Consider the following 24,483-nt stretch of genomic DNA (forward strand, 5'->3'; position numbering starts at 1 on the left):
GGCCCCCACAATGTTTATCCGGCCTGGGGGGGGGCTGGTTTACTCGTCGTGGGGCTTTTTGGCATTCATCGTAGATTTTACGATGTAACGGGGGCGCTGCTTTACTTCAAGGTAGATGCGGCCAATGTACTCGCCCAATACCCCGATACCGATCAGCTGGACGCCGCCAAGAAAAAGGATGGCTGTCATTAGGGACGGATAGCCTGGCACGGGGTTGCCCCATAGCAGTTTGGATACGATCAGCCAAGCGGCATGGGAAAAGGCGAAGCAGGCAACCAAAAAACCCAGGTAGGTCCAGATCCGTAACGGCCAGGTGCTAAACGACGTAATACCCTCCAATGCCAGGTTCCACAGCTTCCAGCCGCTGAATTTTGTTTTGCCTGCCACCCGGGCAGGGCGTTTATAGGTAATCACGGTAGTATTAAAGCCTACCCAGGAGAGCACGCCTTTCATAAATAGCTGCTTCTCTGGCAGGGACAGGATAGCGTTAACCACCGCACGCGAGATCAAGCGAAAGTCACCCACGTTTTCCTCTATTTTGGGAGTGCTAATCATATTGTGCAGGCGATAAAAACCGCTGGAACTAGAGCGCTTTAGCCAGCTGTCTTCTTGGCGGTCGCTACGCTTTGCCAGCACCACATCAAAGCCTTCCTGCCACTTGGTGACCAGTTCAGGGATCACCTCGATAGGGTCTTGTAAGTCAACATCCATCGGGATACTGGCATCGCCTGTCGCGTAAGCAAGGCCGGCAATGAGTGCCGCCTCCTTGCCAAAATTGCGCGAAAAATTAACCACGATGACATTCACATCGGTTGACGCGATCTGCCCAAGTATCTCAGCCGAGCGATCCTGGCTGCCATCATTGATAAAAATCAGCTCTACTGTATAGCCGCCTAGCAGCGAGCTTTGTTTTACCGTTTGATAGAAGATCTCAATAGTATTTTCTTCATTATAAACGGGAACAATCAGCGAGAGGCGGGGTAGTGTTAAAGGCATGGTCACGTCCGAAATACGCAAAAGGTTGAGTAAAGATAGCCACAGACTAGACTAAGTGCCGAGAAGGCTAGCAGTGTCACCAGCGGATGCCAGCCAAGACTCTCAACCGCCAGGCCTGTCAGATAGCTAAGCCCCCCCATCGCAGAAACAAAGCTGGTATAGCGACCAAGTGATGCCGTTTTTTTAAAGGTGTAGCGGGCATTGGCAAAAAAAGAAAAGGTCACCGCCAGTGCAAAAGCGCCCAGGTTGGCCGTGGCCTGCCCGATACCAAAACCCCAAAACAAAAGCCCGAATACCAGCCAGTGAAGGGCGGTATTTACCACGCCAACGGAAACATAGCGCTTAAACGTAGCAAGCCACTGTGAGTAGGAAAGCAGGCCTCTCATAGCGATGCGGATGTCTGATTGATGATAACAACGGCGACGCCATCAACAAAAAAGACTGACTCCTCGGCAGGCCAGTCGGCCCGGCCTTTTGCGGCCTCCAGTGCGGCCTCGCGGCGCTCACCGTACACCGGAATATAGCGTGGGTCCGCCAAGCGGAAAATCCACTCGCGCGACCAAGGGGCAAAGCGTGCCGTACCCGCATCGCCGGTAGGCGAAGCAGGCAGGGGCGTCTCATACAACACCACCAGCGGTTGGGGCTGCCCAAGCGGCTCGCCAAGGTTAGCAGCAGTTAGCTCAATGCGGCTGATAATGCGGTTGGTGGCTAAAAAATCGGCCTGGGTAGCCAGATACTTATCAAACGCAAATTTATTGAGCTGGCTGGCACTGTCAAACACAAACAGCGCCGCGCATAAAAGCGCACCGGGCAGCACGTAGTTGGCCAAGCGCCACGGCTGGGTATGGCGGCACACGCGCTCAATGACAAATGCCACCCAAAACGCGTGCAGCGATGCCAGGCCAATCAGTGAACGGGGCGGAAAAGGCGTGTTGGACCCGGCGAAGGCAAGCGCAAAGGGCGCAAACAGCGATACCACCACCAACAGTGGCAATAAACAGGCCAGTGCTGGGCTTAAGCGCTGGTTAGGCAGCGCCACGCAGGTAAGCACAAATAGCCCAAACATCCCCAGCAGCGGTAGTAACCAGCGTAAGCTAATGTAGATTGAAAAATTGTCATACACCGTCGGGTTAAAAAACGATACAAAGGCTATCGAGTGTTCAACAAATAGCGACTTGATGATCTGCGCATTATGCATAAACGCCAGCGGCGACACTGACATACGGCTACTGGCCTCAATGCCGATAAAGCGATAGCTGATAGCCGTAATGATGTAGTACAGCGCAAGGGCGGCTAACAGCGCAGCAGTGCCGATGAAAAAGTGCTTAAATGCTGCGCGGTGCTGCTGTGTCACAATGCCCATAAAAAGCAGGCACAGTAGAATAACCCCCGCCACCTGAGCCGCAGCAGGATAAAGCGAAGGCGCCAGTATCAGCGCCACCATACCTAGTATGTAACGTCGCTGATAAATGGCATAAAGCCCGCCCAGCGCGCACACATTGGCTAAAGGGTAGGCAACGCGCGTGCTTGAAAAGTCAAACAACATGCCATAGTAGATAGACACGCAGCTCACCAACATAAACGCATAAACCGCCGCTGGTTGATGAAAGCCAATAATGCGCGCTGCGAACCAGCTGCTTAACAGCAGTAACGCGCAGCCAACGGCAGAGTAAAACAGCCCGCCGGGGTTAGTGTTCTGAAACCACTCAAACACTACAAAATAGCCCCAGCGCCCTTGAGCAATAAACGTGCGCGTATCCTGTGAAATGGTTTGTACTTGAATAATATCGTCGCTGTTAAAGCTGGGAAGGATCGCCGGGTAGGCGTAAACCAGTACGACTAAAAGATATAGCCAAGCGATGCCTGGAGCCGTAAGTTGCAGCGTGTCGATCCGTTGCTTTACCACAGAAAGAAAAACGGTCGGCATAAAGGGGCCCTCGTTATCCGCTAGCGTGAAAAGGAGGCATTACCAAAAGCGCCTGTTCATGGAGCAGCGCCGCTTCATGTTGTTCGGCAAGTGATGATGCGCCTGGCCCAGCCGGTATCCCGCGTATTTGAGCAAGGTGCGCAGCGCGGCCTCGGGCAAGCACCAAGGTGCATGGCGCAGCAAATAGCGCGTTTCAGAAGTCACAAAACGGGCGCCTTCCCCCTCCGCCCGGCCAAGCCAATCGATCAGCCAGCGCTCCTGCTGATGAAACACCCCAATATCAAAGTAGCGGCGAAACTCCTCCAGCAAGGAGTAGTTATGCGAATGAAACACCCGGGCATCGGCGCAGTAAGCCAGCTTCCAGTCAGCCTGTAAGAGCCGCGCACCCGCCAACATATCCTCGCTCAAGATAGTGCCGTGGGGGAAGCCGCCCGCTGCAAGCAGCGCCTGGCGACGATAAGCCGCAAAAGAATTAGATAAAAACGCCGTTTTAATGCCTAGCCGTGGAATATCCTGCTTGCTGACCACACGGGACACCGCCGGATAGTTAAATAACCGTGCATGGGCGGCTATGGGCGTTGCATCGCGGTGGGGCAGTTGGCGGCCAAACGCAGCCGCCACGTTGGTGTCACTGAACGCAGTGCGCAGGGCCGTGAGGCTTGTGGTATCCACAGGCAGCGCGTCCTGGGTTAAAAATACGACAACATCTTGGGTTAAGTGACGCAGCGCCCAGTCGCGGGTGGCGCCGTGGTCAAAATCGCCCCGTGCTATCTGTACCACCTCGGCACCGGCATCACGTGCTAACGCCGCCGTTTGGTCGCTGGATGAAGAGTCCACGACTAGCAGCGGTGTGTCACCAAACGCTTTGCTGAAGCACTCAAGCCACTTGGGCCACAGCGCCCCGGCGTTTAAGGTAGGCACACATACCGCCAGCGAAGGTTGAAGGATTACACTTTCCATTATTCACGCAGCGCCGGGTGAGTATTACGGTCGGCAAGCTCACGGTCGGTGGCGCCTTTTACCTCATGGTAGGCTGCATCCAGCAGTGCTTGGCGTGCTGCCGACACCTTCTCGATCAAGGGTGTGCGATACAGTGAGGTGGTTTTGGGCACCAGCGCAAAATGCGCGCCGTCGGCGTATCGGCGCCATAAATCCCAATCCTCTAAATGGTCAAACAGTTCATTAAAGCCGCCCCACTGCTCAAACAAGCGGCGTTCAAATGCGATAGCCTGAATCGGAATAAAATTGCGCCAGCTTAGCTCCTTGTGGCAAAACGGTTGCTGGTGCGCTGCGTGCTGCACATAGGCGACCTCCTTGATGGATGGTGTATCGGGGTCAACCTCACACTGTATATCCCAACTCAAGGCGTAGGCGGCGTTTAGCGTATGGTCGTTATGCAGCGTTCCCGCCAGGGTTTCGATATGGTCGGCAAACAGCAGGTCATCGTCATCCAAAAAGACGCACCAGCGCCCGGATGCCATACGCAAGCCTAAATTGCCCGCAGCGCTACGCCCTTGCTTGGGCTGATGATAGTAGCGAACTGGCACCGGGCTGGCAGCGGCCAAGGCATCCACGGTTGCTCGGCACTGCTCGCCGCCATCTTCAACCACCACCCACTCCATATTGGGCCAGCTTTGCTGCAACACGCTAATACCGGCCTGTTGCAGCAACCACTCACGGCCCTGATAGGTGCGGGTAATCACCGTGACCAGCGGTGCCTGATCCGCCGCTACCAACGGAGCTTCTACAAATGCACCGTGGCGGGTAAATTCATAGTCCAGACCGCGAAACACCCCCACGCTCTGGCCGGGGTGACGGCGGTTCTCGCGCAGCAGCCCTGGCGCCTGTTTAAGCAGTTTGAAGTAAGCTGAAAGTAAGCGCTTGCGTGCCTTAGGAAAGGGGCTGCGCAGCAGGCTGGCGCCTATCAGCAGTACGCCGCTAAAAACGTCGCGCCGCGAACCGTAGCGTAAGCGCAAAAACAGGTTCGCTACGGTGCTGCCCACATACTGGGCGGGTTTCACCTGGTGGGCCTCTTCATAGGTATGGTGCAGCACCCACGCCCAAGGGCAGTAGCGCAGTTGCCAGCCCGCCTCGCGGCAGCGGAAAGAGAACTCCACGTCCTCACCGTAAAGGAAAATCCGCTCATCATAGCCGCCCAGCGCGGCAAAGGCCGTTCGACGAATCAAAATACACGCATGGGAGGACCAGGCCGTTTCAAAGCTAACCGGGTCGTAGTGCTTCGGGTGCTCAAAGGGTGCCTGGCGAACCTCCCAAGAGGCCGTATCGGCGCTATCATGAATCGCCATTGCAACCACACGAGCAAGCGTGTGTGACTCAAACTCAAGGTCCGGGTTGGTGACTAAAAAGAAATCGCCAAGACTTTGGTGGAACGCATGGTTATGCGCCGCCCCAAAGCCTGGGTTGGGCAGCTCATGCACCGCGCATTGCGCAAACTGGTCGCCATGCTGGCGTTTAAAATCGTCAAGAATTGCCAGCGTCTGATCGGTGGAGCCGTTATCGACAAACAGCAGCTCCAAGCGCTCAAGCGGGTAATCCTGCGCGACAATACTCTCAAGTAGGGCGGGCAGCCACTCGGCGCTGCTGTACGTTACCACGGAAAGCGACACCAGCGGCCAGCTAGCCGGTTCGCCTTCTGGCGCCTGCTTGCCTACCCAGCCGGGCGTGCCTTGGGCCAGTAGGGCAAGACGGCGGTCCATCATTTCCTGGCGCAGCGTGGTGTGGCTACTGGAAATAGACAGCCGATAAGCCCACTGCTCCACGCGCTGGAACGCTCCGCGCAAGCGTTGCTTAACAGGGGCAGGAAGTAAGTTTAGCAGGCGGCGGGCACTGGCTTTGGGGTTATGTAACAAGGCCGTTACGCCACGCAGTGGACGGGTAATGCGCCAAGAGCGCGAACGATATATCCCATCAAGCTCTGCCTGCCGGGCATCCAACTGCCGCTCGTAGGCTAAGCGGTATTCATTTGCAACGGCCGCCCGCTCATTGGCCAGCATCTTTTCAAGCCGCACTTGCTCATCACGAAATGCCATGATCTCTTTTTCAGCATTCCAGGTGACACCGGATAAGCGCTGTGGGTCGATATGAGCACGAAACAGTGCAAGCTCTGCCACGGGCACCCATAAAAATGCTTCCGCTGCGAGCGTGGCCTTGGGCAGAGTGTAGCTGCGGTAAGCGTTAAGCGCGCTGATATGGCGGCTGTAATCTTGAAGGGTGTGCTGAGAAACAAAGCACGCCATTGCCTGCTCTTTAAGCGCCAGCACCGGCGTAATATCCACCAACTGATTGGGTGTTAACGGCTGGCCAATTTCATAAAAGCCCAACTGGCAGTTATGCTCATCCGTGGCCAAGGCGCTCTGCTCGCAGGCCGCCAGCGCGGCATCGCACAGGGCGCGATGGTCGCGGTGCATTTCCCAGGGGCTGGGTACCAGCACGGCATCTGGCATCGTGTCGTTAAACAGTGCCACTAAGCGTGCTTGAAGCGCTTGATGGGCAGAGTGCAGGGCGCCGTCGGCAAAGTCCCACCACTGTGGCGCGGGGTAGCCCAGCAGTGCGGCAGCGGCGTTAGACTCCGCCTTGCGGACGCTTGCCAGCGCCGAGTCCTCGGGCTGGGTAATCACCACCACCTGAATATCTGCCCGCTGCGCGGCCAACTGCGTAAGTAGCCCGCCGCAGCCAAACACCTCATCATCGGCGTGAGGCGCCAATACCAGAACGCGCGAAACGGAAGGTAGTGCCGTCGCCACGGGTGAAAAAAATCGTTCCATGAAAAAATCGCTATTCGTTAACATCGTTAACACGGCAAACGCGGTTAAAACGATAAATTATATGAACGTTAAGCCACAATGTAAGTACCTGTCAGAATCAACGTGTCTCTGTCATTCTGGCACATTGCTGGTGTCCTAACGTATCTTGAATATTTTATTGCCACACGAGGCGCTTAATATATAGAGGGCCGCTTAACGATAGTCGGTATCGCCTGCGGTCATAAAGCCACACCCTTGGAAGCGCGCTTGCCACGCCACCTTATCCGGTCCTGCAATATTCACGGGCAAAAGCGTTTCTCGTTGGGCGGCAGCGGGCAAAAAAGGCTCAACTGCCGGGGTCACCCAGGCAAATGCCGTGGCCTTTTTCAGGCAGGCAGCTTGCTGGCAAACGCCTGACACTAGCGCGGCATAGGCGCTTGGCTTGCCCAGTATATCCATAATTTCCACGGCGTCCTCGTGCACTCGGTACACCAGTGCCGCTTCGGGGCGGCGCCGCCAGCGTGAACGTACCACCAGCGCCGAATAGTCATGCAGCGGGTGTCGGACGTAGCGTTTCTCAATCCACGTTTGGTCACGCACGGTTAACAGGCATGTTTGGGCAAGTGCCTGCTGATGCGCCCATAGGTCATCGCTCAGCGCTGCCAATTCCCCTACGGGCAGGGGCTGAACGGATCGGGCGGTACGTGTCGGCTCGGTGGTGGGCCAGCTTAGCTGAACAAGCTGGTCCAGTGGCGCATAAAGCCCTAACGTTTCGCCTAACTTGCTGGCACGGGGCGCGGGAAACCCATACACAAAATCGTAGGGGCCGTTGGGGCGTGTGGCCTGGTCGGTAAAGTGTTCGGCAATTTGCGCAAATACACCGTGGCGGGTAAGCACGCCCCGCGCTTTAGGGTCGACCATAATGTCGCTAATTTGCAGGCAGTTAAGCGCCTGCCCCACCCCCTGCATGGCCCGTGGCTGCCCGCCATAGTGGGCAACCACCACACCGTTTTGTTCGGCTAGCAGGCTTTGTTTCGCACCTTCCGGGTACTTCCATGCCCACAGTTCAGGCGCCATGCTGGCCCCAAAGGCGCGCTCAAACAGGGCCAGCAGGGCAGGCTGGTCGGCGGCTTCTGCCCAGCGAAGCGTTACGCGTGTGGCGCTGCTCATGGGGCTTTCGCCTCCCAGCGGTGAGGCAGGCGGCACACGCCTTTTGCAACGCCGGTTTGGGTAACGCGAAGTGTCGCCACCGGGTCTACCCAGCCGTAGCTGTGAATCCCCTGCTCGCAGAACACATAAGCGCCCACCTGGTAGCGGCCCTTTAACAGCGGCAGGTTGTCAATCACCAGGTGCGCCACGCCTTCGCCCTGGGCATTGCGCGCTAAGGGCACGTTGTCTTCCCAGGTGGCGGCGCTGGTAATAATCTGGCCGTCTCGGTTGCTAAGGGTGACCGCCACGGTGGGGCAGGGCAGCGCCGGGTCAGAGGTAAAGGCCACGGCCACACTCAAGGTGGAATGCCCGCTTAGTGCATCCAGCTCGCGCCCAGTTTCGCCATCCACCGTTACGGTGGTGGTGGTTAAGCGCGCATAGCCTTCAGGGCCCGCATTGGCGGTATGTTGGGTGTCGCCAGGGTCAGTATCAGCAACGCTCGATACCTGGTTGTCTGCAAACGCCCCTACACGCGTGCCTTGGTAGTCCGGGTGTTCATGGGGCAGCAGCCCAGTATCCAAAAAACGCTGGTACTGGGGGATGATCTCGTCGGGTTCGCCATCGCCCATTAGCGTACCCGCTTCGATCCACAGCACCCGCGAGCAAATCGCCTCCACCTGATACAGCGAATGCGAACAGAACAGAATGGTTTTACCCGCCTCTTTCATGGCCATAATGCGTTCAAACGACTTGCGCGCAAATGCCCCATCGCCTACGGAAAGCGCTTCATCGACCACTAAAATATCCGGGTCGACCGAGGTAGCCACCGCAAATGCCAGGCGCACAAACATGCCGCTGGAGTAAGTCTTGACGGGCTGGTCGATAAACTCGCCAATATCCGCAAAGGCAATAATATCATCCATCCGGGTGAGCGTTTCCTTCTTGCTCATGCCGATAATGGAGGCGCTCAGGTAAACGTTCTCCCGGCCCGTGAAATCCGGATTGAAGCCTGCGCCTAGCTCTAATAAGGCAGAAATTTTACCGTTGACCTCAAGCTGGCCTTCAGTGGTCGGCAGGGTTTGGCAAATAAGCTGAAGCAGAGTGCTTTTACCTGCCCCGTTGCGGCCCACCACGCCCACTACCTCGCCTGGGGTAATAGATAAATCCAGCGGCTGCAAACCGTTAAAAAACCGCTGGCGGGCAAACCGCTCGCAGCCGGGCAGCAGGGTAAGTAAGCGGTCTACCGGGCGTTCAAAGATACGGTAGCGCTTGGCCACCTGGTGTAACGCAATAACCGCGTTGTTAGAGCACATCAGCAAACCCCTTGCGTAACCGTGCAAACCACGCCCAGGCCAACCCACAACACACAACCGCCGCCAGCATGGAACCCAGCCACACCCCCCAGGAAGGCCACGCCCCTTCAAATAGGGCGGCGCGGGTGTCCGTTAAGGCGCGTGTTAGGGGGTTAAGTAAATAGAGTGGCTGCCACCTTTCAGGCACATTGCTTAGTGGGTAAAACACCGGTGAAAGAAACATCATCAAGGTGGTAAACATGGCCATCATCTGGCTAACATCGCGCAGGTAAACGCCCAGCGCGGCTAAAAACCATGAAAACGCCAGTAAAAACAGAAACAGCGGCAGCAAAATAAACGGCAGCGCCAGCCAGCTTGGCTGCGGCGCTACCAAAATGGCTGCAAAAAGCAGCAGCAGCAGCGCGCCCATCAGCATTTGAAACCCCGCCGAACACACCGCCGCCACGCTTAACACCGGCAGCGGAAACACCACCTTGGTTACCAGGTTAGGCTGGCCCACCACCAGCAGCGGCGAACGGCTTGAAACTTCAGCAAAAAATGAAAACAGCAGCAGGCCCACAAATACCTGCAAGGCAAAGTCGACCTGGGCCACGCCCGCCGCCGACACCGGCCAGCGCAGCTCAAACATTCCGTGAAACACCAGGGTGAACACCCCCAGCATTAATAGCGGGCTTAACAGCGCCCAGCCAATACCCAGCATGGAACCGCGGTAACGGGTCGCAATATCACGCTTAATGAACTGCCATAGTAAGTATCGATGCGCAAACACGAACCACCCCTCTATATAAGTCGAGGCGCATCTTACCTGCTCACCTGGTAAGATGCATCTTGCTTGGGTATTTCCTCCGGCTAGTGATTGGGTGGGGCAAGGGAAAGACCTCATTTTGAGGCGTAACCTGCTGTAATAAGGCGCTTTGCAGCCCTTTTTGGTGGTCGGAGTTGAACTTGAGTTAGAACACTGTTTTTTTATTTTTTATGGGTTAAATAATTGATTTTAATTAAAAAAAATTTTCTTTGGGCGACGTTTATACCATTGAAGAATAGGTAAATAAGCGCGTTAAGGTTGCATCGTTTCAAGAAGGGAGGCATATTGCGTCCTGAGTGGCAGAATTGGGCCTATACTTCTTAGCGTTAACTTGGAGCATCATCAGTCTATCCATACGGTTTGTGTTGATGGGAGACGTCGCGAGGCCCAATTGACGATATGGCCTGACTGTTTCATCCTGTTAAGAGTACGTAGGGGTCTGATTCTTCGGCTCAAACGACAACGTTGTCACGCATAAGCAAGGAGTTGTACCTAAATGGCTATTACCTCACAACAGCAGTCGAACATCATTGCCTTGACCGTTGGCATGTTCGATGCTGCACCTGGCGCTCAGAATTTGTCTGATTTTGCCAACATCTTTGAAAACAACGGCCAGTCCTATCACGGCCTTGCAGATGCACTGGCAAGCACTAGCCAGTACCAGAGCCAGTTTGACGGTGTAGAAACGCTTGACGGCCGTATCGACAAAGTTCTGGCTAACCTGGGTATCCAGGCCGGTACCGATGCGTACACGTCTGCGAAGGCTCACTTTGACGCACGTGTTGCACAAGGTGCATCTGAAACACAACTGATCGTTGAATCCCTTGAGTACCTGCTGGGTGACGACATCGCTGAAGAGTTTACCGACGTTCAAGCACAGCTGAACAACAAGGTTGACGTAGCGACTTACTTCAGTGTTGACCGTCAGCAAAACGGCGACAGCCTGGCGGAACTGCAAGGCGTTATCGGCAATGTAACCGCCGACCCGGCAACCGTAGAAGCGGCTAAGCAAGCTATCGATGAAGACGGCAACCCGTCTGATGGCAACGGCAACGACTACTTCCTGCTGACACAGCGTGCTGACAACTTCACTGGCGAAAATGCCGGTGGCAATGGCGTTGACACCCTGTTTGAAGCACCGGTTACCCAGAACGAAACCGGCTCTGGTGCATTGGCTAACACCTTTGAAACCGGCGACCGTTTAGACGGCGGCGAAAACAGCACCAACACCCTGCGTGCTGACCTGATCGCGACCGGTACTATTCAGGATAACGGCCAAGGCGTTGCTATTTCTGCCGAAACCACCAATATCCAGAATGTCTTCCTGCGCGCGCAGGCTAACAATCTTGACAACGATGAAGGTGCTAATAACAGCACAAAACAAGCAACCATCGACGCTGAAAAAATGGCGGGCGTTGAGCAGTGGTGGTCTGATAACAGTCGTGCCAACATCCGCATCGAAGATATTCGCACCGCGACTCAAGACACCACGTTCGGTATGCGTGAAACTGACCCTTACGTTAGTTTGAATGCTTACTTCAATCCGCTGTACCTGGAAGGCGATGTTAGCTCTGACTCCGAGCTGAGCCTTGTTATTCAGCAAATCGACGGCGACCAGGTTCTGACCGCTGAAGAACTGCAAAACATCACCGTACGTGAAATTAACTTCACTGTTGGCGGCGAAGCAGTAACTCTGCAAAGCGAAGCTATCTCTGCTGCTAATACATGGGATGAGCTGGAAACCGCGATTGCCGCTGAACTTGAAGCGCAAAATCTGGAAGGCCTGACCGTTTCTAATAATGGTAACGGCCAGTTCGTCATTGACGATGCGCAAGGTCGTCCGTTTGAAATCGTTGACGGCGAAGCGCTGATCTTCGGTGCGGCTGCCGACATCGACGTGCGTAACCGCGTTGAAGTAGGTCGCTTGGAAGAAGAAGGCCCGACTGAAACTGACGTTATCCTTGATGGCGCTGGTGGTGGTTCCATGGGTGGCTTCCTGAACATCGGCGCCAACTCTGGTGGCCGCGGTGTTGAAGTGTTCAACGTAGAAGTTGACCGTGACAGCCATCTGCAAGGCATGTCTTCTATCAATGGCGCTGAGTTTAACGGCCTGGTACCCAATGAGTACCTGCAAGTCGTTAACCTGGTAAACATTGGTGCCAACGGTGACCTGCAAGTAGGCGCTCGTACTGATACGCTTGACGGCCGTGCTGCTAACACCGGTCTGATTAACGTTCGCGAAGTTAATGCTGATGGTTTCCAGGGCGACCTGAACGTTGGTATCGAACTGAACAACGACAGCATCACGCGCTACCTTGACTCCGCAACAGACACAGTTGAGTTCAACTACACTGCTGGTACAGGCGACGATCTCTTCAATATTCGTGCTAATCAAGCGCTATCCGGCGATCAAGATTTCGCAATGAATGTTGATATGGGTGCTGGCAACGACCGTCTGGTAATCAACGTGCCGGTTGTTCGTGCCGTTACTGTTGACGGTGGCGAAGGCGAGAACAGCATCGTTGTTTCTCAGTCTCATGGTACTAACGCCAACAACACGTTCGCTGAGTTTGCTAACTTCCAGACTTACGAAGTTGAAGGTACTGGCTTTACTGATACAGCTACTACGCGTCAGTGGAATGTTGATAACACTACGCACAACTTCACTAGCATGGCTGGTGTTGAAGATGTAGTTGTAGCAACTGATGGCAACAACCCGGCAGCTGTAACTCCTGCAACAGGTGATGCGCTTAGCACCGTTCGTCCTACAGAAGGCGACGATACTACACTGATCAATATGGCGGCTGACCAGTCTGTTACCGTATCGGGTAAAAATCAGACACTTGGCAACAACAGCACTGCTGATCAACTCTTTGGTACTATCCAATTGACCAACGATCAAGGTACTGATCGCACGGTTACTCTGGAAAACACCGCTCGTTTGGCCAACAGCACCAACGGTGTTCGCACCGACGGCGTTTTGTCGGTTAACAACCTGACGGTAGACAGCAATGCCCAGCTAGATGGCACTGCAAGCGAAGTACGTAACCTGACAATCGATTCAAGCGGTGATCGTTCTGTTGCTAACGCCATTGCTAACCTGAATGCTGCTGCTGTCAACACGCTTAATCTGGTTGGCTCACAAGAACTGACTATTAACGTTGAGAACATGGCTACCCTGCCGGGTACTGCTCAGTCTGCGCTTAGCATCGATGGCTCTGCACTGACAGGTAACCTGAACCTGGCCCTGAATGGCGCTCTGCTTAACCAGATTACTGGTAACGGTACTGACACCATTTCCGGTACTGCTGGTGAAGAAGACACCCTGATGCTTCACGGTGCAATGGGCGCTAATAACGCTCTGAACGCCACTGGTTTCGAAGCCGTTCAGTTTGGTTCTGTTGCTGGCACCATGTTCGGTGACCTGCAAGTTGACACAGCAGCTTCTGGAACGTTCAACGCCTCTAGCGTTGCTATTTCCGAGTTCAACCTTGCTAGTGTTGGTGCATTCGAGCTGATTAACTTGGGTAACGGCGCTGTCGTAAACCTGGGTGACGCAAACCTTGATGCAGATGGTGAAGTTGTCAATGGTCAGACGCAAACTGGCCTCATCGAGCTGGATGCAGCTGATGATGCAGGCGCAGGTACTGATCCGGCCGCTTCTATCGATGTCAACCTGCTGAGCGTGCTGGCCACAGGTCAGACTCACAGCTTCGACATCGATGACTACCGCGCAATCAACATTGACGTTGCACACGCAGCTGATGCTGCTGCGGCTACCGGCGACGCACGTGATCTTACCCTCGGGCTGGACGTTGATGCACGTACACTGAACATCACCGGTGGTGATCAAGGTGGCGTTAATAGCAACGGTGTTTATGACTCGCTGGATCTGACTGCTACTGAGCTGCCTAACTCACTGACGCGTATTGATGTTTCTGAATACGCTGGTGAAGTTACGCTGACAATGCAGCAAGGTGCAATCGTTGATGCTGATGAGACCGACGTTACTTTCGTAATGAGTGAAAACTCTGCAAAAGTAACGCTATCTAACGAAGATGCTATTGATACTGCCCATAACTCAATCTTCCAGTTTACTGGTGAGAAAGGTAATGATGCGGATGTATCTACTTGGACGATTGACAACGCAAAAGTCTTCGGTAATGGTACTCTTGATGTAAATACTAATAACGCTACCGTTCTAGATATCAGCGATCTTGGTATCACTGGCTATGCTGGTTTGGATATTATTCAAGACGGTACTGACACTCGTATCGTTAGCGAAGCGCAGAACGATGACGGTCAAGTATCTTGGGAGATTGTCCTGACTGGCATTACTGCAACTGATGTTGTTGAGCAGAACTTCAACTTCGCGTAAGGCTTTACTTTGCAGTATCATGCTGTAAATATTTAGCCCCTAAAGCCACCCCATTGGGGTGGCTTTTTTCTTTTTAGTTTTAAAAGGAGTCGGCAATGTTTAAGCAACCTGAAGCGCTGAATTCTGAGCATCATGCAACGTTAGGGCTGGCTCGTGAGCCTGACTATTCTCATGCTGCCAATGAAATGCTCGTGCCCGTATTTTCAGGCGAAGCTTGGCAAGTGGCTCGAGAATATACGCTCGTTTTTCCTATGGAGGCAGGTTTACCCCTTGCCATTCTTGGCTTTCAAAAAGGTGTTAACGCCTATTTAGGTAACAATGGCTCATGGTGGGGCCGGTATGTGCCGGCGCATATTCGGCGTTATCCCTTTGTAGCGGCATCTACGAAAAGCGATGATGGGCAACAAAAATTTTCAGTAATGGTTGATCGTAGCGCACCCCAGCTAATAGCAGATGCTGGTCAGCCACTATTTGAGGAAGGGCAGCCAAGCCAGTTACTTAAAGAAGTACAGAAAGTGTTGATTAATCTGCAAAAAGATAGTCAACGAACAACTCAATTAGTTAAACAAATTGAAGATGCTGGGTTGCTAGTCAAGCAAAGCCTTCATATTAAAGTTAAAAATGGTGAAGACAAAGGTCTGCAAGGTTTTCGTATAATTGATCTAGCCGCTTTCCGTGAGAGCACCGGAGAAACATTGGCGGCACTCAATAAAACGGGGGCGCTTGATTTAATTGAAGCGCATCTTTGCTCGCTTACCAATTTGCAAGATGGTTTGCTAGCTAAAAAAGCCTCTGGGCAAGTTGGCGACTCTGGAGAACCGCCCATGTCGTTAGATGAGCTGTTTGAAGAAGGCGATGACGACTTCTCTTTCGACTTTGACAGCTAAGCGTCATCAGGTTTTATGTTCGCACAAGGGCTCGTTAGAGCCCTTTTTAGTGGGCGTGCTAAGGCACGTAACGGTTAACAACGTGCACAATACCGGTACGCGCAAAACAACTTTTACCCAAAGACCCGAATTGAGTAGAATACGGCACCCTATTGATGGCGATGTGAGCGCAATTTGATGTCTGAATTACCCAAAAGCGTCGTAATAGGAGGCCGTCGATACCCCACGTGGGCGTTGAGTGTGCGAGCGCGAGAAAGCCTTGTGAACCTCAATCGCGTCGACCAACATATTGCGCAGCTACGCCAGCGGTTGGCCTTATATTCGGCGGCACGCACAGCGTGCCACCAACAGTTGCTCAAAAGCTTGCCCGAACAACCACGGCCAGCGCCGCGCTATTACTGGCACAGCGTGCCACAAGAGTGGGCACAAGCCCGTTGGCCCGTGAAAGCGCCAACGCTTGAACTGAGCCTGAACGCCGCCCGCGACTACCAACCAGGCGACCGCCTGTTCGTTTATGTTAAAGGGTACGGCGTGGTGGGGTGTGGCGCCGTGGAGTATGGTGTGGCGGGGGATGAAAAGCAGTATGGTGTGGCGGGGAATGAAAAGGGGGATGGCGTAGTAGAAAAAGGCGCACAAGCCGCACCGGTGCAGCTGGCCTGGCGCTTTAAAGTGGCCCAGTTGAAAGACGCATTGCCTGCCAGCACACTGAAACAATTTGCCGTTCGCCACCCCAACCGGGCATCGCAAAAACTGCCAGAAGCAGCCGACATTGCCGGCTTATTACAAGCACTCACCGCAAGGCCCGCCGCGTAGCCGGCGGCAAAATAAAGGCGCGGCTTCGACATTTGAGGTGACACCTGTAATAATACCGCTTCTTTTTTGGTGACTCCAAGGAGCCTTTCATGGCACAGGAAAAAGCACAGACAGTTACAATTGACGGCAATGAATATAACGTTGCTGATTTATCTGAAAACGCACGCAATCAGGTCATTAATTTACGGGTAACGGATCAGGAAATTCAGCGCTTAAACCATCAGTTAGCGATTGCTCAAACAGCACGCACGGCTTATGCCAATGCGCTGAAAACTGAATTACCCGAGTCGACCAAGCACTAACCGCGTGGCTTACGCCAACCGGTGATAAAAAGGATGCCCTGCGCATCCTTTTTTTGGTCAACGTGGTAGGCGTGGTCAATAGCCGGTGAAACCCGCTCAACGGTGGCGTGTTCGGGTGACCGTCTCCCTGTACGAAGAAAGCCCTCCTCTTACCCCCATGACACAAGCGCAAACGGCGCGATCAATCTACGCAAACCAGCGCGCGGCTCCAGCCCCAGCGCTCGCTCTTGCCCTCCATGGGTGGGTGCTTGATAGAGAAAACGTCCCTTGCGCTTTCAAGGGCGTGTAAACCATGGCGTGCTCTTGAATAATAGTAGCGTTTAAACGCCATTCAATTTTTTTAAAAGCTAATCTAAACTAGGTATGGTTGATATAGTGATGTAGCAGGCGCCAGTCAGATGTCTGGCGTGTCAATGCTTGTTAGCTTGTTAATTAAAGGGGTAGAGGAAATGGCGACGACAGAACAGAAGCAGCACCTGGTTGCACTGACCACCATCATGTTTGATGCACCTCCCGGCGCTACATTTTTAGCCGAGCTTGAGGGTTATTTGGACGCTGGGTTAAGTCTTGGTCAAGTAGCGGTTAATTTGGCCAATACGGATGCCTTTAACGCCCAGTTCGATGGCATGACCACCGACAAGCAGAAGATTGATCTGGTGCTTTCAGGCATTGGCATTGATGAAAGCAGCGCGGCCTATGCAGAAGCCTTTGCGTTCTTTAATGACAGCTTGGCCGCTGGCCGCCATCCCGGCGAAATTCTGGTCGAGGCAGGCGAATTCCTGATAACCACGACCGATGAAAATTTCGCTCAGGCCGCCGCAACCTTTCAAAACAAGGTAGAGGCAGGCATTAAGCACACCATCGAGCTTGGCTTGTCATCTACCAATATAAGCGAGCTGAAAGAAGTAACTGCTGGCGTTACCGATGACCCTGCAACCTTAGAACAGAAATTGCGCGAGCTGGAAGAGCAGGCCCAGTTAGACGACGAAGATGAAGACACCGGTGAAGATGAAGACACCGGTGAAGACGAAGACACCGGTGAAGACGAAGACACAGGTAGTGATGAAGACGGCGACGGCGACAGCAACGAAGATTCAGGTGATACCGGTCAGGGCGGTGGCACTCCCGGCGGCAACGACAACACTGGCGGCGATGACAACACTGGCGGCAACGACAACACCGGCGGCGACGACAACACCGGCGGCGACGACAACACCGGCGGCGATGACAATACCGGTGGCGATGACAACACCGGTGGCGATGACAACACCGGTGGCGACGACAACACCGGTGGCGATGACAACACTGGCGGCGATGACAACACCGGCGGCGATGACAACACCGGCGGCGATGACAACACCGGTGGCAACGACAACACTGGTGGCGATGATGTCTCAAAACCAAAATTCAACGTTGTTGAAAGTGGCTTAAGTCCCGTTCTTAACCCTGATTACGATGCAGACAAGGAAGCGGCAGCACAGGCAGTCGTTAGCGCACGGGCTAATGAAGACTATGATGCTGATTACGATACAGCGCTAGAACCAACAGCTGAAGATTACGACGAAGCCAAGGCCCTGGCTGCCCAAGCGCTAACGGATGCTCAGGATCATGAGAACTATGACCCAGAGTACGATCTAGACACGCCTGAAACTAACGAGGTTTGGTCGGCAGCCTTTAACATTAGCTTCGCAGACGAGCTGGAAGAAGCGTATGCCTTTACGTTGACATTCAATGAAGTGCTTGGTGAAGGTGCGAACCTTGAGATGTTTGAAATCTCGGTTCATGCGCGGGTTGGTTATACAGAAGCAGGTGTTGCGGAGTTTTTGGTTTCAGCGATCAATCATGAGGAGGGAGGGCTGGATGAGGTCTATGCTGATATGAGCGCCGGCCATCTGATGGTAACGGCAGCCGAAATGGACATAAGTTACGAGGTCACGACGGCTGTCGATCTGATGGGCGTTGGAGAGTTACCCATCGCCGATGTTGGCTAATCCTGGGCATTTGATGTTGGGGAGGTTGGCTTTCCCTTTGTCCTGAAGCGTAGTAGTAAGCCCCCGGCCTAAAACTGGGGCTTTTTCCATTCCGAAAATCACCTAATAGAGCTACGTGCTTATGTCTCAACGTCTTCCGTTAAGCCCGCAACTTGCCCATCAGCGCTGGCGGCGCTACACCGACTACCGCCACGCAGCGGCGCTAGCCACGGTGCCGGTGGTGGCCCCAGAAGCCGCCCAGGCGGCGGCCTGCCTGCCGCTGGTGTTTGTAAAACAAGGCGAATCGTTTGTGCTTTCAGCACTGTTGGGGCTGGCGAATGACACCAACCACTGCCTGAACGCTGAGCACGGCTGGGAAGTGGGGTATGTTCCCGCTTGGCTGCGTACCCCGCCGTTTCGTATTATTACCCCGCCGGGTGCCAAGTCCACGCAGCGGGCGCTGGGGGTTGAACAGCAAAGCCCTTGGCTGGATGCCACGGGCCAGCAGGGCTTTGAAGAAGCGCTGCTGGATGAAAGGCGCGGGCTAACCCCAGCGGTCAACGAGGTGTTCGCGTTTCTTACCAAACTGGAGAAACACCTTGTAAAAACCCAGCAAGCGGTAGATGCCCTGGCAGCGCATAAGCTGCTAACGCCCTGGAAACTGCCCGCCGTGGGTGGCGTTGCGGTACCCAACCTTTACCGCATCGATGAGCATGCCTTTCAAAAGTTGGATGATGCGGCGTTTGCCACGCTGCGCAAGAAAGGCGCCCTGGCCATTGCTTATACCCAGATGATTAGCACCCACCAGTTGCCTGCGCTAAGGCAGCGCGCCGAACACACCTCGGTGCCGGAAACTCTCGACCTGAACGCGGTATTTGGGGAAGGCGATGACGATTTAAGCTTTGATTTTGACCGTTAAAGACCTGAGTGGCAGCGCCACCGAAAGCCAGTGCGATATCGGCACGCCGCCAGGCGCTGGGTAGCAAGGTTTTTCCCCACCAAGGTTGGTTCAACCTCAAAAGGCCTGCTAATCATTGTGGGAAATGGGATGGACCCGTCCCTCTGTGCCAGGATGAAGAAGCACTTCATCTCATGTGCGCAGAACACTGACGGCATCGTGAAAGAGGATCCATCCATGAATAACATTAGCATTGTGGGTATCGATCTTGCCAAGCATGTTTTTCAGCTACATGCCATTGATGACAAGGGACACAAGGTGTTCAGCAAAAAGGTGACGCGTGATCAGCTTCGCCCCCTGTTTCCAAGTGACATGCTTCTTGCCGCTACACAAAGAATGCTGGTTGACAAATAGGACACCGGTTGCCAGTATGACATCAACTGGCAGCCAGGCAGATCAATGAGAGTTATATCAAGAGGGCCATTCGCTGATGCTATGGCCAAGTTTCCAAACGATGCTGCCGCAGTAGACAAAACCTACAAAGTATTGAGGTCATCCCGGTTCAGTAGCCCAGAAAAAATGAAAGTCGTGTTCCCAAGCCTGGATAACTTCAAATACGTGGACAAATGGTGGGTGGTTGACATAGGGGGCAACAATCTTAGGCTTATTGCCTTTATAGACTTTGATAAACAACGGTTGTTTGCCAAGCACCTGGTGACTCATGCCGAGTACAACAAACTGTGCAAAAAATACGCACAGGAGAAGAGATAATGAATGCAATTGCTATTATCCAACCCGCTGCCAAACTATTTAAAGAGGCGCCTTTCCTCGTACGAATCCATAATCGCGCTGAGTACGAAGAAGCGCTGGCCCTGGTGGAAACGCTGCTAGACGAGGAAAATGAGGATAATGACTTTCTCATCGAGCGGCTTACCGATGTGATCGAGGAGTGGGAGGACACCGCTCATGAGTTCTCAGCCTTCAACGAGTCCATAGCGGCGCTGGATGGCGTGGATATGCTGAAATTCCTAATGAAGCAGAACGGCTTAGGCACTGCCGAACTTCCCGAAATCGGCAGCAAATCTTATGTTTCAAAAGTGCTTAATCGGAAACGCGACCTGACACGCCGCCATATCGAGGCACTATCAGCCCGCTTTGGGGTCGAGCCTGCTCTATTTTTAGCTGCTAAATAATGGTCTCTTGGGCAACGTTAAATGCTCAAATAATCCGCACTAACGGCACACAGCCGCACAGGGCTAGCCTCAGAGCGCCGTGATAAATAGTGTCGGAGCAGAGGGGGGAGCCAACTTCGGGAGGCCTGGCTTCGCTGTTTGAAAACGATGGCGATCTCAGCTTTGATTTTGATGGCTAATTATTTTTAGTGTTTCTTTTAATAATCTGTCATTCCGTTCCAGGGCATATTTCTCGTTTGCTTAATCAGGCGCTGTCCGACAATTTCCGCACCGCTTACGTGCAGGCACTATTTCAAACAGGGCCAAGCGTGCAGTTGTTTGATAGGGCGACTGCGCCTATATGACGTTTGACATCCATGGCTCATGACAACCGATGCCGAAAAAATTGCCATGCGACCCAAGCGTTTGTAATCTGATTAAGCTAAATTAATCGTTCGGCTCGTTATTAACCGCTGATATAACGCCGACCCCTGAAGCTCCAGTAACGAATGGTGCGGTGGTCGGGACTAATAGTGAAGGCGTTATTGTGGTGGACTCTGTTGGACCTCTAACCAATGACCAGGCACTGTTCATTACGGGGCTGTTGGCAAGCTCTGAACTTGCGTTTGTGCCAGGCGATGAACATGGGGTTGTGCTCAATGAGGCATCGCGCGATGGCCTGTTTATTAATGTGCGTTTTAAAGACACTAACTACACCGACTTCTCCTTTACACTTAAGCCGAGCGACTCTCAAACGCTCTTGAGTGCAGAGCAGACAGCCAACCAGGTGTATTTGAACGCCGCTCAATAAGCAGGATATGAGTCTCTTGAGGCTTTGGATGCCCGAGGAACGCAAAGTGAGATAAATGCCATCCAAAACAGCATCGAAAACACTATCGTGAACTATACCAAGCCACAATACGATGCGCTATTTGCAGGCACTTCAGAACTTTGGGCATTTGTATAGCACTATCTTCCGGTATGCCTTGCCTGATGTTAAAACGGCCCCCTTTGATGAAGAGGGCCGTTTTTTACTGATCAATTGCGGTAGTACACAGGCTAGCCAGGCGCTTACATGGGCGTTGGTTGTGCAGCTAGACGACGTTTTCTGGTATCTTTGCCGCCTATTTATTACCAATAGTTTCGCAACGGCTTCACCTTTGCTGGTGTGCTGCGGGCTATATTGGGCTATTTGCTAATTCTCAGCTTGGGAGCTGCGATGAACATCTTGATTACCGGTGGGGCAGGGTTTATCGGTTCTGCCGTTGTGCGTTATTTGATGGCGTCAACTGATCACAGCGTAGTCAATATCGATGCGTTAACGTATGCAGGTAATTTAGAGTCGCTTGCGGGTGTTGAAGGTAGCGAGCGCTACGCCTTTGAACAGGCCGATATTGGTGATGCGTCGCGTATGGCGGCGATTTTCGAGCGCTACCAGCCGGATGTGGTGATGCACTTGGCGGCAGAGTCGCACGTAGACCGCTCTATAGATGGCCCAGCGGCGTTTATTCAAACCAACATTGTGGGCACTTACACGCTGTTGGAAGCGGCTCGTCATTACTGGAAAGGCTTGCAAACAAGCGCGCCTGAAAAAGCCTCGGCGTTTCGTTTCCATCATATCTCGACCGACGAGGTGTATGGCGACCTGGAAGGCCCGGAAGACCTCTTCACCGAAGAAACCCCGTATGCACCCAGCTCACCCTATTCCGCCAGCAAGGCAAGCTCGGACCACTTGGTGCGTGCTTGGCACCGTACCTACGGCCTGCCGGTACTGGTAACCAACTGCTCCAATAACTATGGGCCGTACCACTTCCCTGAAAAACTGATCCCGTTGATGATTTTAAACGCCCTGGCGGGCAAGCCGTTGCCGGTATATGGCAATGGCCAGCAGGTGCGTGATTGGCTGTACGTAGAAGACCACGCCCGTGCGCTGGTAAAGGTCGCGACCGAGGGCATGGTAGGCGAAACCTACAACATCGGTGGCCATAACGAAAAGGCGAACCTTGAGGTGGTCGAAACGCTGTGTGATTTATTGCAGGAACTGGTGCCCGCTGAGCATCGTTACCGCGATTTGATCACCTTCGTACAAGACCGACCAGGCCACGACCTGCGTTACGCGATTGATGCCAGTAAAATCGAACGCGAACTTGGCTGGCGCCCGGAAGAAACCTTTGAAACCGGGCTGCGTAAAACCGTGCAGTGGTACCTTGATAACCGTACATGGTGGCAGCGCGTGCAAGACGGCAGCTATCAAGGCGAGCGGTTGGGTAGCTTGTAAAGGGTGTTACTTTTGTGGTCGCTGACTGAACTGCTTTCACAACCTCATTGGCCCGAGAGGCAGATTAACCTTGTGGGAGCTTGATTTATCAAGCCTCGGGGCTGGGTAAACATTGTTGGGGTTAGTTCATCAAGCCTCGGGGCTGGATAATCATTGTGGAGTTCAATTCAAGCTCCAGGGCGGGATAATCATTGTGGGAGCCCAGTTCCACTGGGCGAAGGAGGCCGAAGGCCTCCCGGGGTTGGGGCAACCCCATTCGCTGGCTGAAGCCTGCTCCTACAATGTTTATTAAACCTTTGGGGCTGGGTAAACATTGTTGGGGTTAGTTCATCAAGCCTCGGGGCTGAGTAAACATTGTGGAGTCCAATTCAAGCTCCAAGGCTGGATAATCATTGTGGGAGCCCAGTTCCACTGGTGGTCCGACACATCGGCGAAGGAGGCCGAAGGCCTCTCGGGGTTGGACCCAACCCCATCGCTGGCTGAAGCCTGCTCCTACAATGTTTGTTAAACCTTTGGGGGGGGGGGGTAAACATTGCTGGAATCAGTTCATTAAGCCTTGTGGCTGGGTAAACATTGTGGAGTCCAATTCAAGCTCCAAGGCTGGATAATCATTGTGGGAGCCCAATTTATTGGTGGTCCGACACATCGGCGAAGGAGGCCAAAGGCCTCCCAGGGTTGGGCCTAGCCCCATTCGCTGGCTGAAGCCTGCTCCCACAATGTTTATTAAACCTTTGGGGCTGGGCAAGTATTGTGGTCTCAGTTTATCAGGCCTCCAAGGGTTGGCCGACCATTGTGGGAACCCTGTTTATCAGGCCTCCAGGGCTGGGCAAATATTGGGAGCCCAGTTCATCAGACCTTGGGGCTTGGTAAACATTGTGTTAGTGGTTGATGCGGTGATCAAATTCAAGATTTAACAAAGGAATGCGGTATGAAGGTATTGATTACCGGCGGTAACGGCCAGGTGGGGTTCGAGCTACGCCGCCAACTTGCCACAGTGGGCGACGTATTAGCCCCTGATCGAGCAGCGCTTGATCTTTCTGATGCGGGCGCGGTAAGTGCTTTCTTGACGCAGCATCAGCCCGATGTGGTGATCAATGCGGCGGCCTATACGGCGGTGGATAACGCTGAATCCGACCAGGCAATGGTTGAGCGCCTGAACGCGGCGCTGCCCGCTCAACTGGCTGAATACTGCCAGCAGCAATCCAAATGGCTGATTCATTACTCTTCTGATTATGTATATACCGGCCAAGGCAGTGCGCCCTGGCAGGAGAGCGACACCACCGGGCCGTGCAACGTCTATGGTGCGACCAAGCTTGCCGGTGATGAGGCGGTAGCGAATAGCGGCTGCCAGCACCTGATCTTTCGTACCAGTTGGGTCTACAGTGCCTTTGGTAAAAGCTTTTTAGCCACCATGTTGCGCCTGGGAGCGGAGCGTTCGGCGTTAAGCATTATTAATGACCAAGTGGGTGCGCCGACGCCTGCGCGTTTGATCGCGCTGATAACGCAGCAGGCGCTAACGAGGCTGCTAAGCGAAGGTGCCACCCTGGCAGGCGGGGTATACCATTTGGCGCCCCGTGGTGAAACCAGTTGGCACGGCTTTGCCTGTGAGATTTTTAAGATGGCAGAACAGTGCGGTTTACCGTTGGCCATTGCGCCGGACGGCGTTTCGGCTATTCCAACCACGGATTACCCGACGCCCGCTGCGCGCCCGCTGAACTCGCGGCTATCCGTTGATAAACTTGAAAAAGCGCTAGCAGTACAGCTGCCGGATTGGCAAAGCCAACTGGCACTGACAGTGGAAGAAATAGCCCGCTCGCGTTAACCGCGCAGC

20 protein-coding genes are annotated in these 24,483 nt (G+C 53.7%); 12 read left to right on the forward strand and 8 right to left on the reverse strand.

What is annotated here, in order from left to right; genetic code table 11:
• Positions 1–39: 39 nt before the first annotated feature.
• From ACT3R4_RS05715 to ACT3R4_RS05750, 8 genes are all read right to left on the reverse strand, one after another.
• Entirely contained in the window at positions 40–996 is a 957-nt protein-coding gene (locus ACT3R4_RS05715; protein WP_441678320.1) for a glycosyltransferase family 2 protein, read from the reverse strand.
• 2 nt (positions 997–998) lie between these two features.
• Complete coding sequence (locus tag ACT3R4_RS05720) at positions 999–1,382, reverse strand: GtrA family protein (protein ID WP_441678322.1); 384 nt, start codon at positions 1,380–1,382, stop codon at positions 999–1,001.
• Complete coding sequence (locus ACT3R4_RS05725) at positions 1,379–2,923, reverse strand: glucosyltransferase domain-containing protein (RefSeq protein WP_441678323.1); 1,545 nt, start codon at positions 2,921–2,923, stop codon at positions 1,379–1,381. The genes ACT3R4_RS05720 and ACT3R4_RS05725 overlap by 4 nt, the downstream gene beginning before the upstream one ends.
• A 39-nt stretch (positions 2,924–2,962) precedes the next feature.
• Positions 2,963–3,883, reverse strand: coding sequence for a glycosyltransferase family 2 protein (locus ACT3R4_RS05730; protein ID WP_441678325.1), 921 nt, complete (start codon positions 3,881–3,883; stop codon positions 2,963–2,965).
• Positions 3,883–6,708: a glycosyltransferase gene (locus ACT3R4_RS05735; RefSeq protein ID WP_441678327.1), complete on the reverse strand. Its 2,826-nt coding sequence runs from the start codon at positions 6,706–6,708 to the stop codon at positions 3,883–3,885. The genes ACT3R4_RS05730 and ACT3R4_RS05735 overlap by 1 nt, the downstream gene beginning before the upstream one ends.
• Before the next feature lie 192 nt (positions 6,709–6,900).
• On the reverse strand, positions 6,901–7,857 hold the full coding sequence (locus ACT3R4_RS05740; protein WP_441678329.1) for a GNAT family N-acetyltransferase: 957 nt from the start codon (positions 7,855–7,857) through the stop codon (positions 6,901–6,903).
• Entirely contained in the window at positions 7,854–9,149 is a 1,296-nt protein-coding gene (locus ACT3R4_RS05745; RefSeq protein WP_441678331.1) for an ABC transporter ATP-binding protein, read from the reverse strand. The genes ACT3R4_RS05740 and ACT3R4_RS05745 overlap by 4 nt, the downstream gene beginning before the upstream one ends.
• Positions 9,139–9,918: an ABC transporter permease gene (locus ACT3R4_RS05750; protein WP_441678333.1), complete on the reverse strand. Its 780-nt coding sequence runs from the start codon at positions 9,916–9,918 to the stop codon at positions 9,139–9,141. Before ACT3R4_RS05750 ends, ACT3R4_RS05745 begins: the two co-directional genes overlap by 11 nt.
• A 532-nt stretch (positions 9,919–10,450) precedes the next feature.
• Here ACT3R4_RS05750 and ACT3R4_RS05755 point away from each other — a divergent pair.
• From ACT3R4_RS05755 to rfbD, 12 genes are all read left to right on the forward strand, one after another.
• Positions 10,451–14,332: a beta strand repeat-containing protein gene (locus tag ACT3R4_RS05755; protein ID WP_441678335.1), complete on the forward strand. Its 3,882-nt coding sequence runs from the start codon at positions 10,451–10,453 to the stop codon at positions 14,330–14,332.
• Positions 14,333–14,427: 95 nt separating this feature from the next.
• Positions 14,428–15,219: a SapC family protein gene (locus ACT3R4_RS05760; protein ID WP_441678337.1), complete on the forward strand. Its 792-nt coding sequence runs from the start codon at positions 14,428–14,430 to the stop codon at positions 15,217–15,219.
• A 261-nt stretch (positions 15,220–15,480) separates the two neighbouring features.
• A complete protein-coding gene (locus ACT3R4_RS05765; protein ID WP_441678339.1) occupies positions 15,481–16,032 on the forward strand; it encodes a hypothetical protein in 552 nt (183 codons plus the stop codon).
• 89 nt (positions 16,033–16,121) lie between these two features.
• Positions 16,122–16,334, forward strand: coding sequence for a DUF6447 family protein (locus ACT3R4_RS05770; protein ID WP_441678341.1), 213 nt, complete (start codon positions 16,122–16,124; stop codon positions 16,332–16,334).
• A 398-nt stretch (positions 16,335–16,732) separates the two neighbouring features.
• Positions 16,733–18,325, forward strand: coding sequence for a hypothetical protein (locus ACT3R4_RS05775; RefSeq protein ID WP_496201206.1), 1,593 nt, complete (start codon positions 16,733–16,735; stop codon positions 18,323–18,325).
• A 121-nt stretch (positions 18,326–18,446) separates the two neighbouring features.
• Positions 18,447–19,223, forward strand: a complete 777-nt coding sequence (locus ACT3R4_RS05780; protein WP_441678345.1) for a SapC family protein — start codon at positions 18,447–18,449, stop codon at positions 19,221–19,223.
• A gap of 216 nt (positions 19,224–19,439) precedes the next feature.
• Positions 19,440–19,616: a hypothetical protein gene (locus ACT3R4_RS05785; protein ID WP_441678347.1), complete on the forward strand. Its 177-nt coding sequence runs from the start codon at positions 19,440–19,442 to the stop codon at positions 19,614–19,616.
• Between the two features lie 45 nt (positions 19,617–19,661).
• Entirely contained in the window at positions 19,662–19,973 is a 312-nt protein-coding gene (locus ACT3R4_RS05790; RefSeq protein WP_172116149.1) for a type II toxin-antitoxin system HigB family toxin, read from the forward strand.
• Positions 19,973–20,395 (forward strand): helix-turn-helix domain-containing protein, encoded by a 423-nt coding sequence (locus ACT3R4_RS05795; RefSeq protein WP_441678349.1) that lies wholly within the window; start codon positions 19,973–19,975, stop codon positions 20,393–20,395. Before ACT3R4_RS05790 ends, ACT3R4_RS05795 begins: the two co-directional genes overlap by 1 nt.
• A 496-nt stretch (positions 20,396–20,891) precedes the next feature.
• Positions 20,892–21,185, forward strand: a complete 294-nt coding sequence (locus ACT3R4_RS05800) for a hypothetical protein (RefSeq protein ID WP_496203797.1) — start codon at positions 20,892–20,894, stop codon at positions 21,183–21,185.
• Positions 21,186–21,593: 408 nt separating this feature from the next.
• Complete coding sequence (rfbB, locus tag ACT3R4_RS05805) at positions 21,594–22,652, forward strand: dTDP-glucose 4,6-dehydratase (protein ID WP_441678353.1); 1,059 nt, start codon at positions 21,594–21,596, stop codon at positions 22,650–22,652.
• Positions 22,653–23,580: 928 nt separating this feature from the next.
• Positions 23,581–24,474, forward strand: a complete 894-nt coding sequence (gene rfbD, locus ACT3R4_RS05810; protein ID WP_441678355.1) for a dTDP-4-dehydrorhamnose reductase — start codon at positions 23,581–23,583, stop codon at positions 24,472–24,474.
• The last annotated feature ends 9 nt before the right edge of the window (positions 24,475–24,483 follow it).

The organism is Halomonas sp. AOP7-E1-9, from assembly GCF_052376035.1.
In the GTDB taxonomy this organism is placed as follows: domain Bacteria; phylum Pseudomonadota; class Gammaproteobacteria; order Pseudomonadales; family Halomonadaceae; genus Vreelandella; species Vreelandella citrativorans.

Coding starts and splice junctions, on each gene's coding strand:
- ACT3R4_RS05780 (WP_441678345.1), top strand. CDS start 18,447: ATGTCTCAACGTCTTCCGTTAAGCCCGCAACTTGCCCATCAGCGCTGG.
- ACT3R4_RS05770 (WP_441678341.1), top strand. CDS start 16,122: ATGGCACAGGAAAAAGCACAGACAGTTACAATTGACGGCAATGAATAT.
- ACT3R4_RS05715 (WP_441678320.1), bottom strand. CDS start 996: ATGCCTTTAACACTACCCCGCCTCTCGCTGATTGTTCCCGTTTATAAT.
- ACT3R4_RS05795 (WP_441678349.1), top strand. CDS start 19,973: ATGAATGCAATTGCTATTATCCAACCCGCTGCCAAACTATTTAAAGAG.
- ACT3R4_RS05790 (WP_172116149.1), top strand. CDS start 19,662: ATGAGAGTTATATCAAGAGGGCCATTCGCTGATGCTATGGCCAAGTTT.
- ACT3R4_RS05740 (WP_441678329.1), bottom strand. CDS start 7,857: ATGAGCAGCGCCACACGCGTAACGCTTCGCTGGGCAGAAGCCGCCGAC.
- ACT3R4_RS05775 (WP_496201206.1), top strand. CDS start 16,733: ATGTCTGGCGTGTCAATGCTTGTTAGCTTGTTAATTAAAGGGGTAGAG.
- ACT3R4_RS05735 (WP_441678327.1), bottom strand. CDS start 6,708: ATGGAACGATTTTTTTCACCCGTGGCGACGGCACTACCTTCCGTTTCG.
- rfbB (WP_441678353.1), top strand. CDS start 21,594: ATGAACATCTTGATTACCGGTGGGGCAGGGTTTATCGGTTCTGCCGTT.
- rfbD (WP_441678355.1), top strand. CDS start 23,581: ATGAAGGTATTGATTACCGGCGGTAACGGCCAGGTGGGGTTCGAGCTA.
- ACT3R4_RS05745 (WP_441678331.1), bottom strand. CDS start 9,149: ATGTGCTCTAACAACGCGGTTATTGCGTTACACCAGGTGGCCAAGCGC.
- ACT3R4_RS05755 (WP_441678335.1), top strand. CDS start 10,451: ATGGCTATTACCTCACAACAGCAGTCGAACATCATTGCCTTGACCGTT.
- ACT3R4_RS05720 (WP_441678322.1), bottom strand. CDS start 1,382: ATGAGAGGCCTGCTTTCCTACTCACAGTGGCTTGCTACGTTTAAGCGC.
- ACT3R4_RS05725 (WP_441678323.1), bottom strand. CDS start 2,923: ATGCCGACCGTTTTTCTTTCTGTGGTAAAGCAACGGATCGACACGCTG.
- ACT3R4_RS05730 (WP_441678325.1), bottom strand. CDS start 3,883: ATGGAAAGTGTAATCCTTCAACCTTCGCTGGCGGTATGTGTGCCTACC.
- ACT3R4_RS05760 (WP_441678337.1), top strand. CDS start 14,428: ATGTTTAAGCAACCTGAAGCGCTGAATTCTGAGCATCATGCAACGTTA.
- ACT3R4_RS05785 (WP_441678347.1), top strand. CDS start 19,440: ATGAATAACATTAGCATTGTGGGTATCGATCTTGCCAAGCATGTTTTT.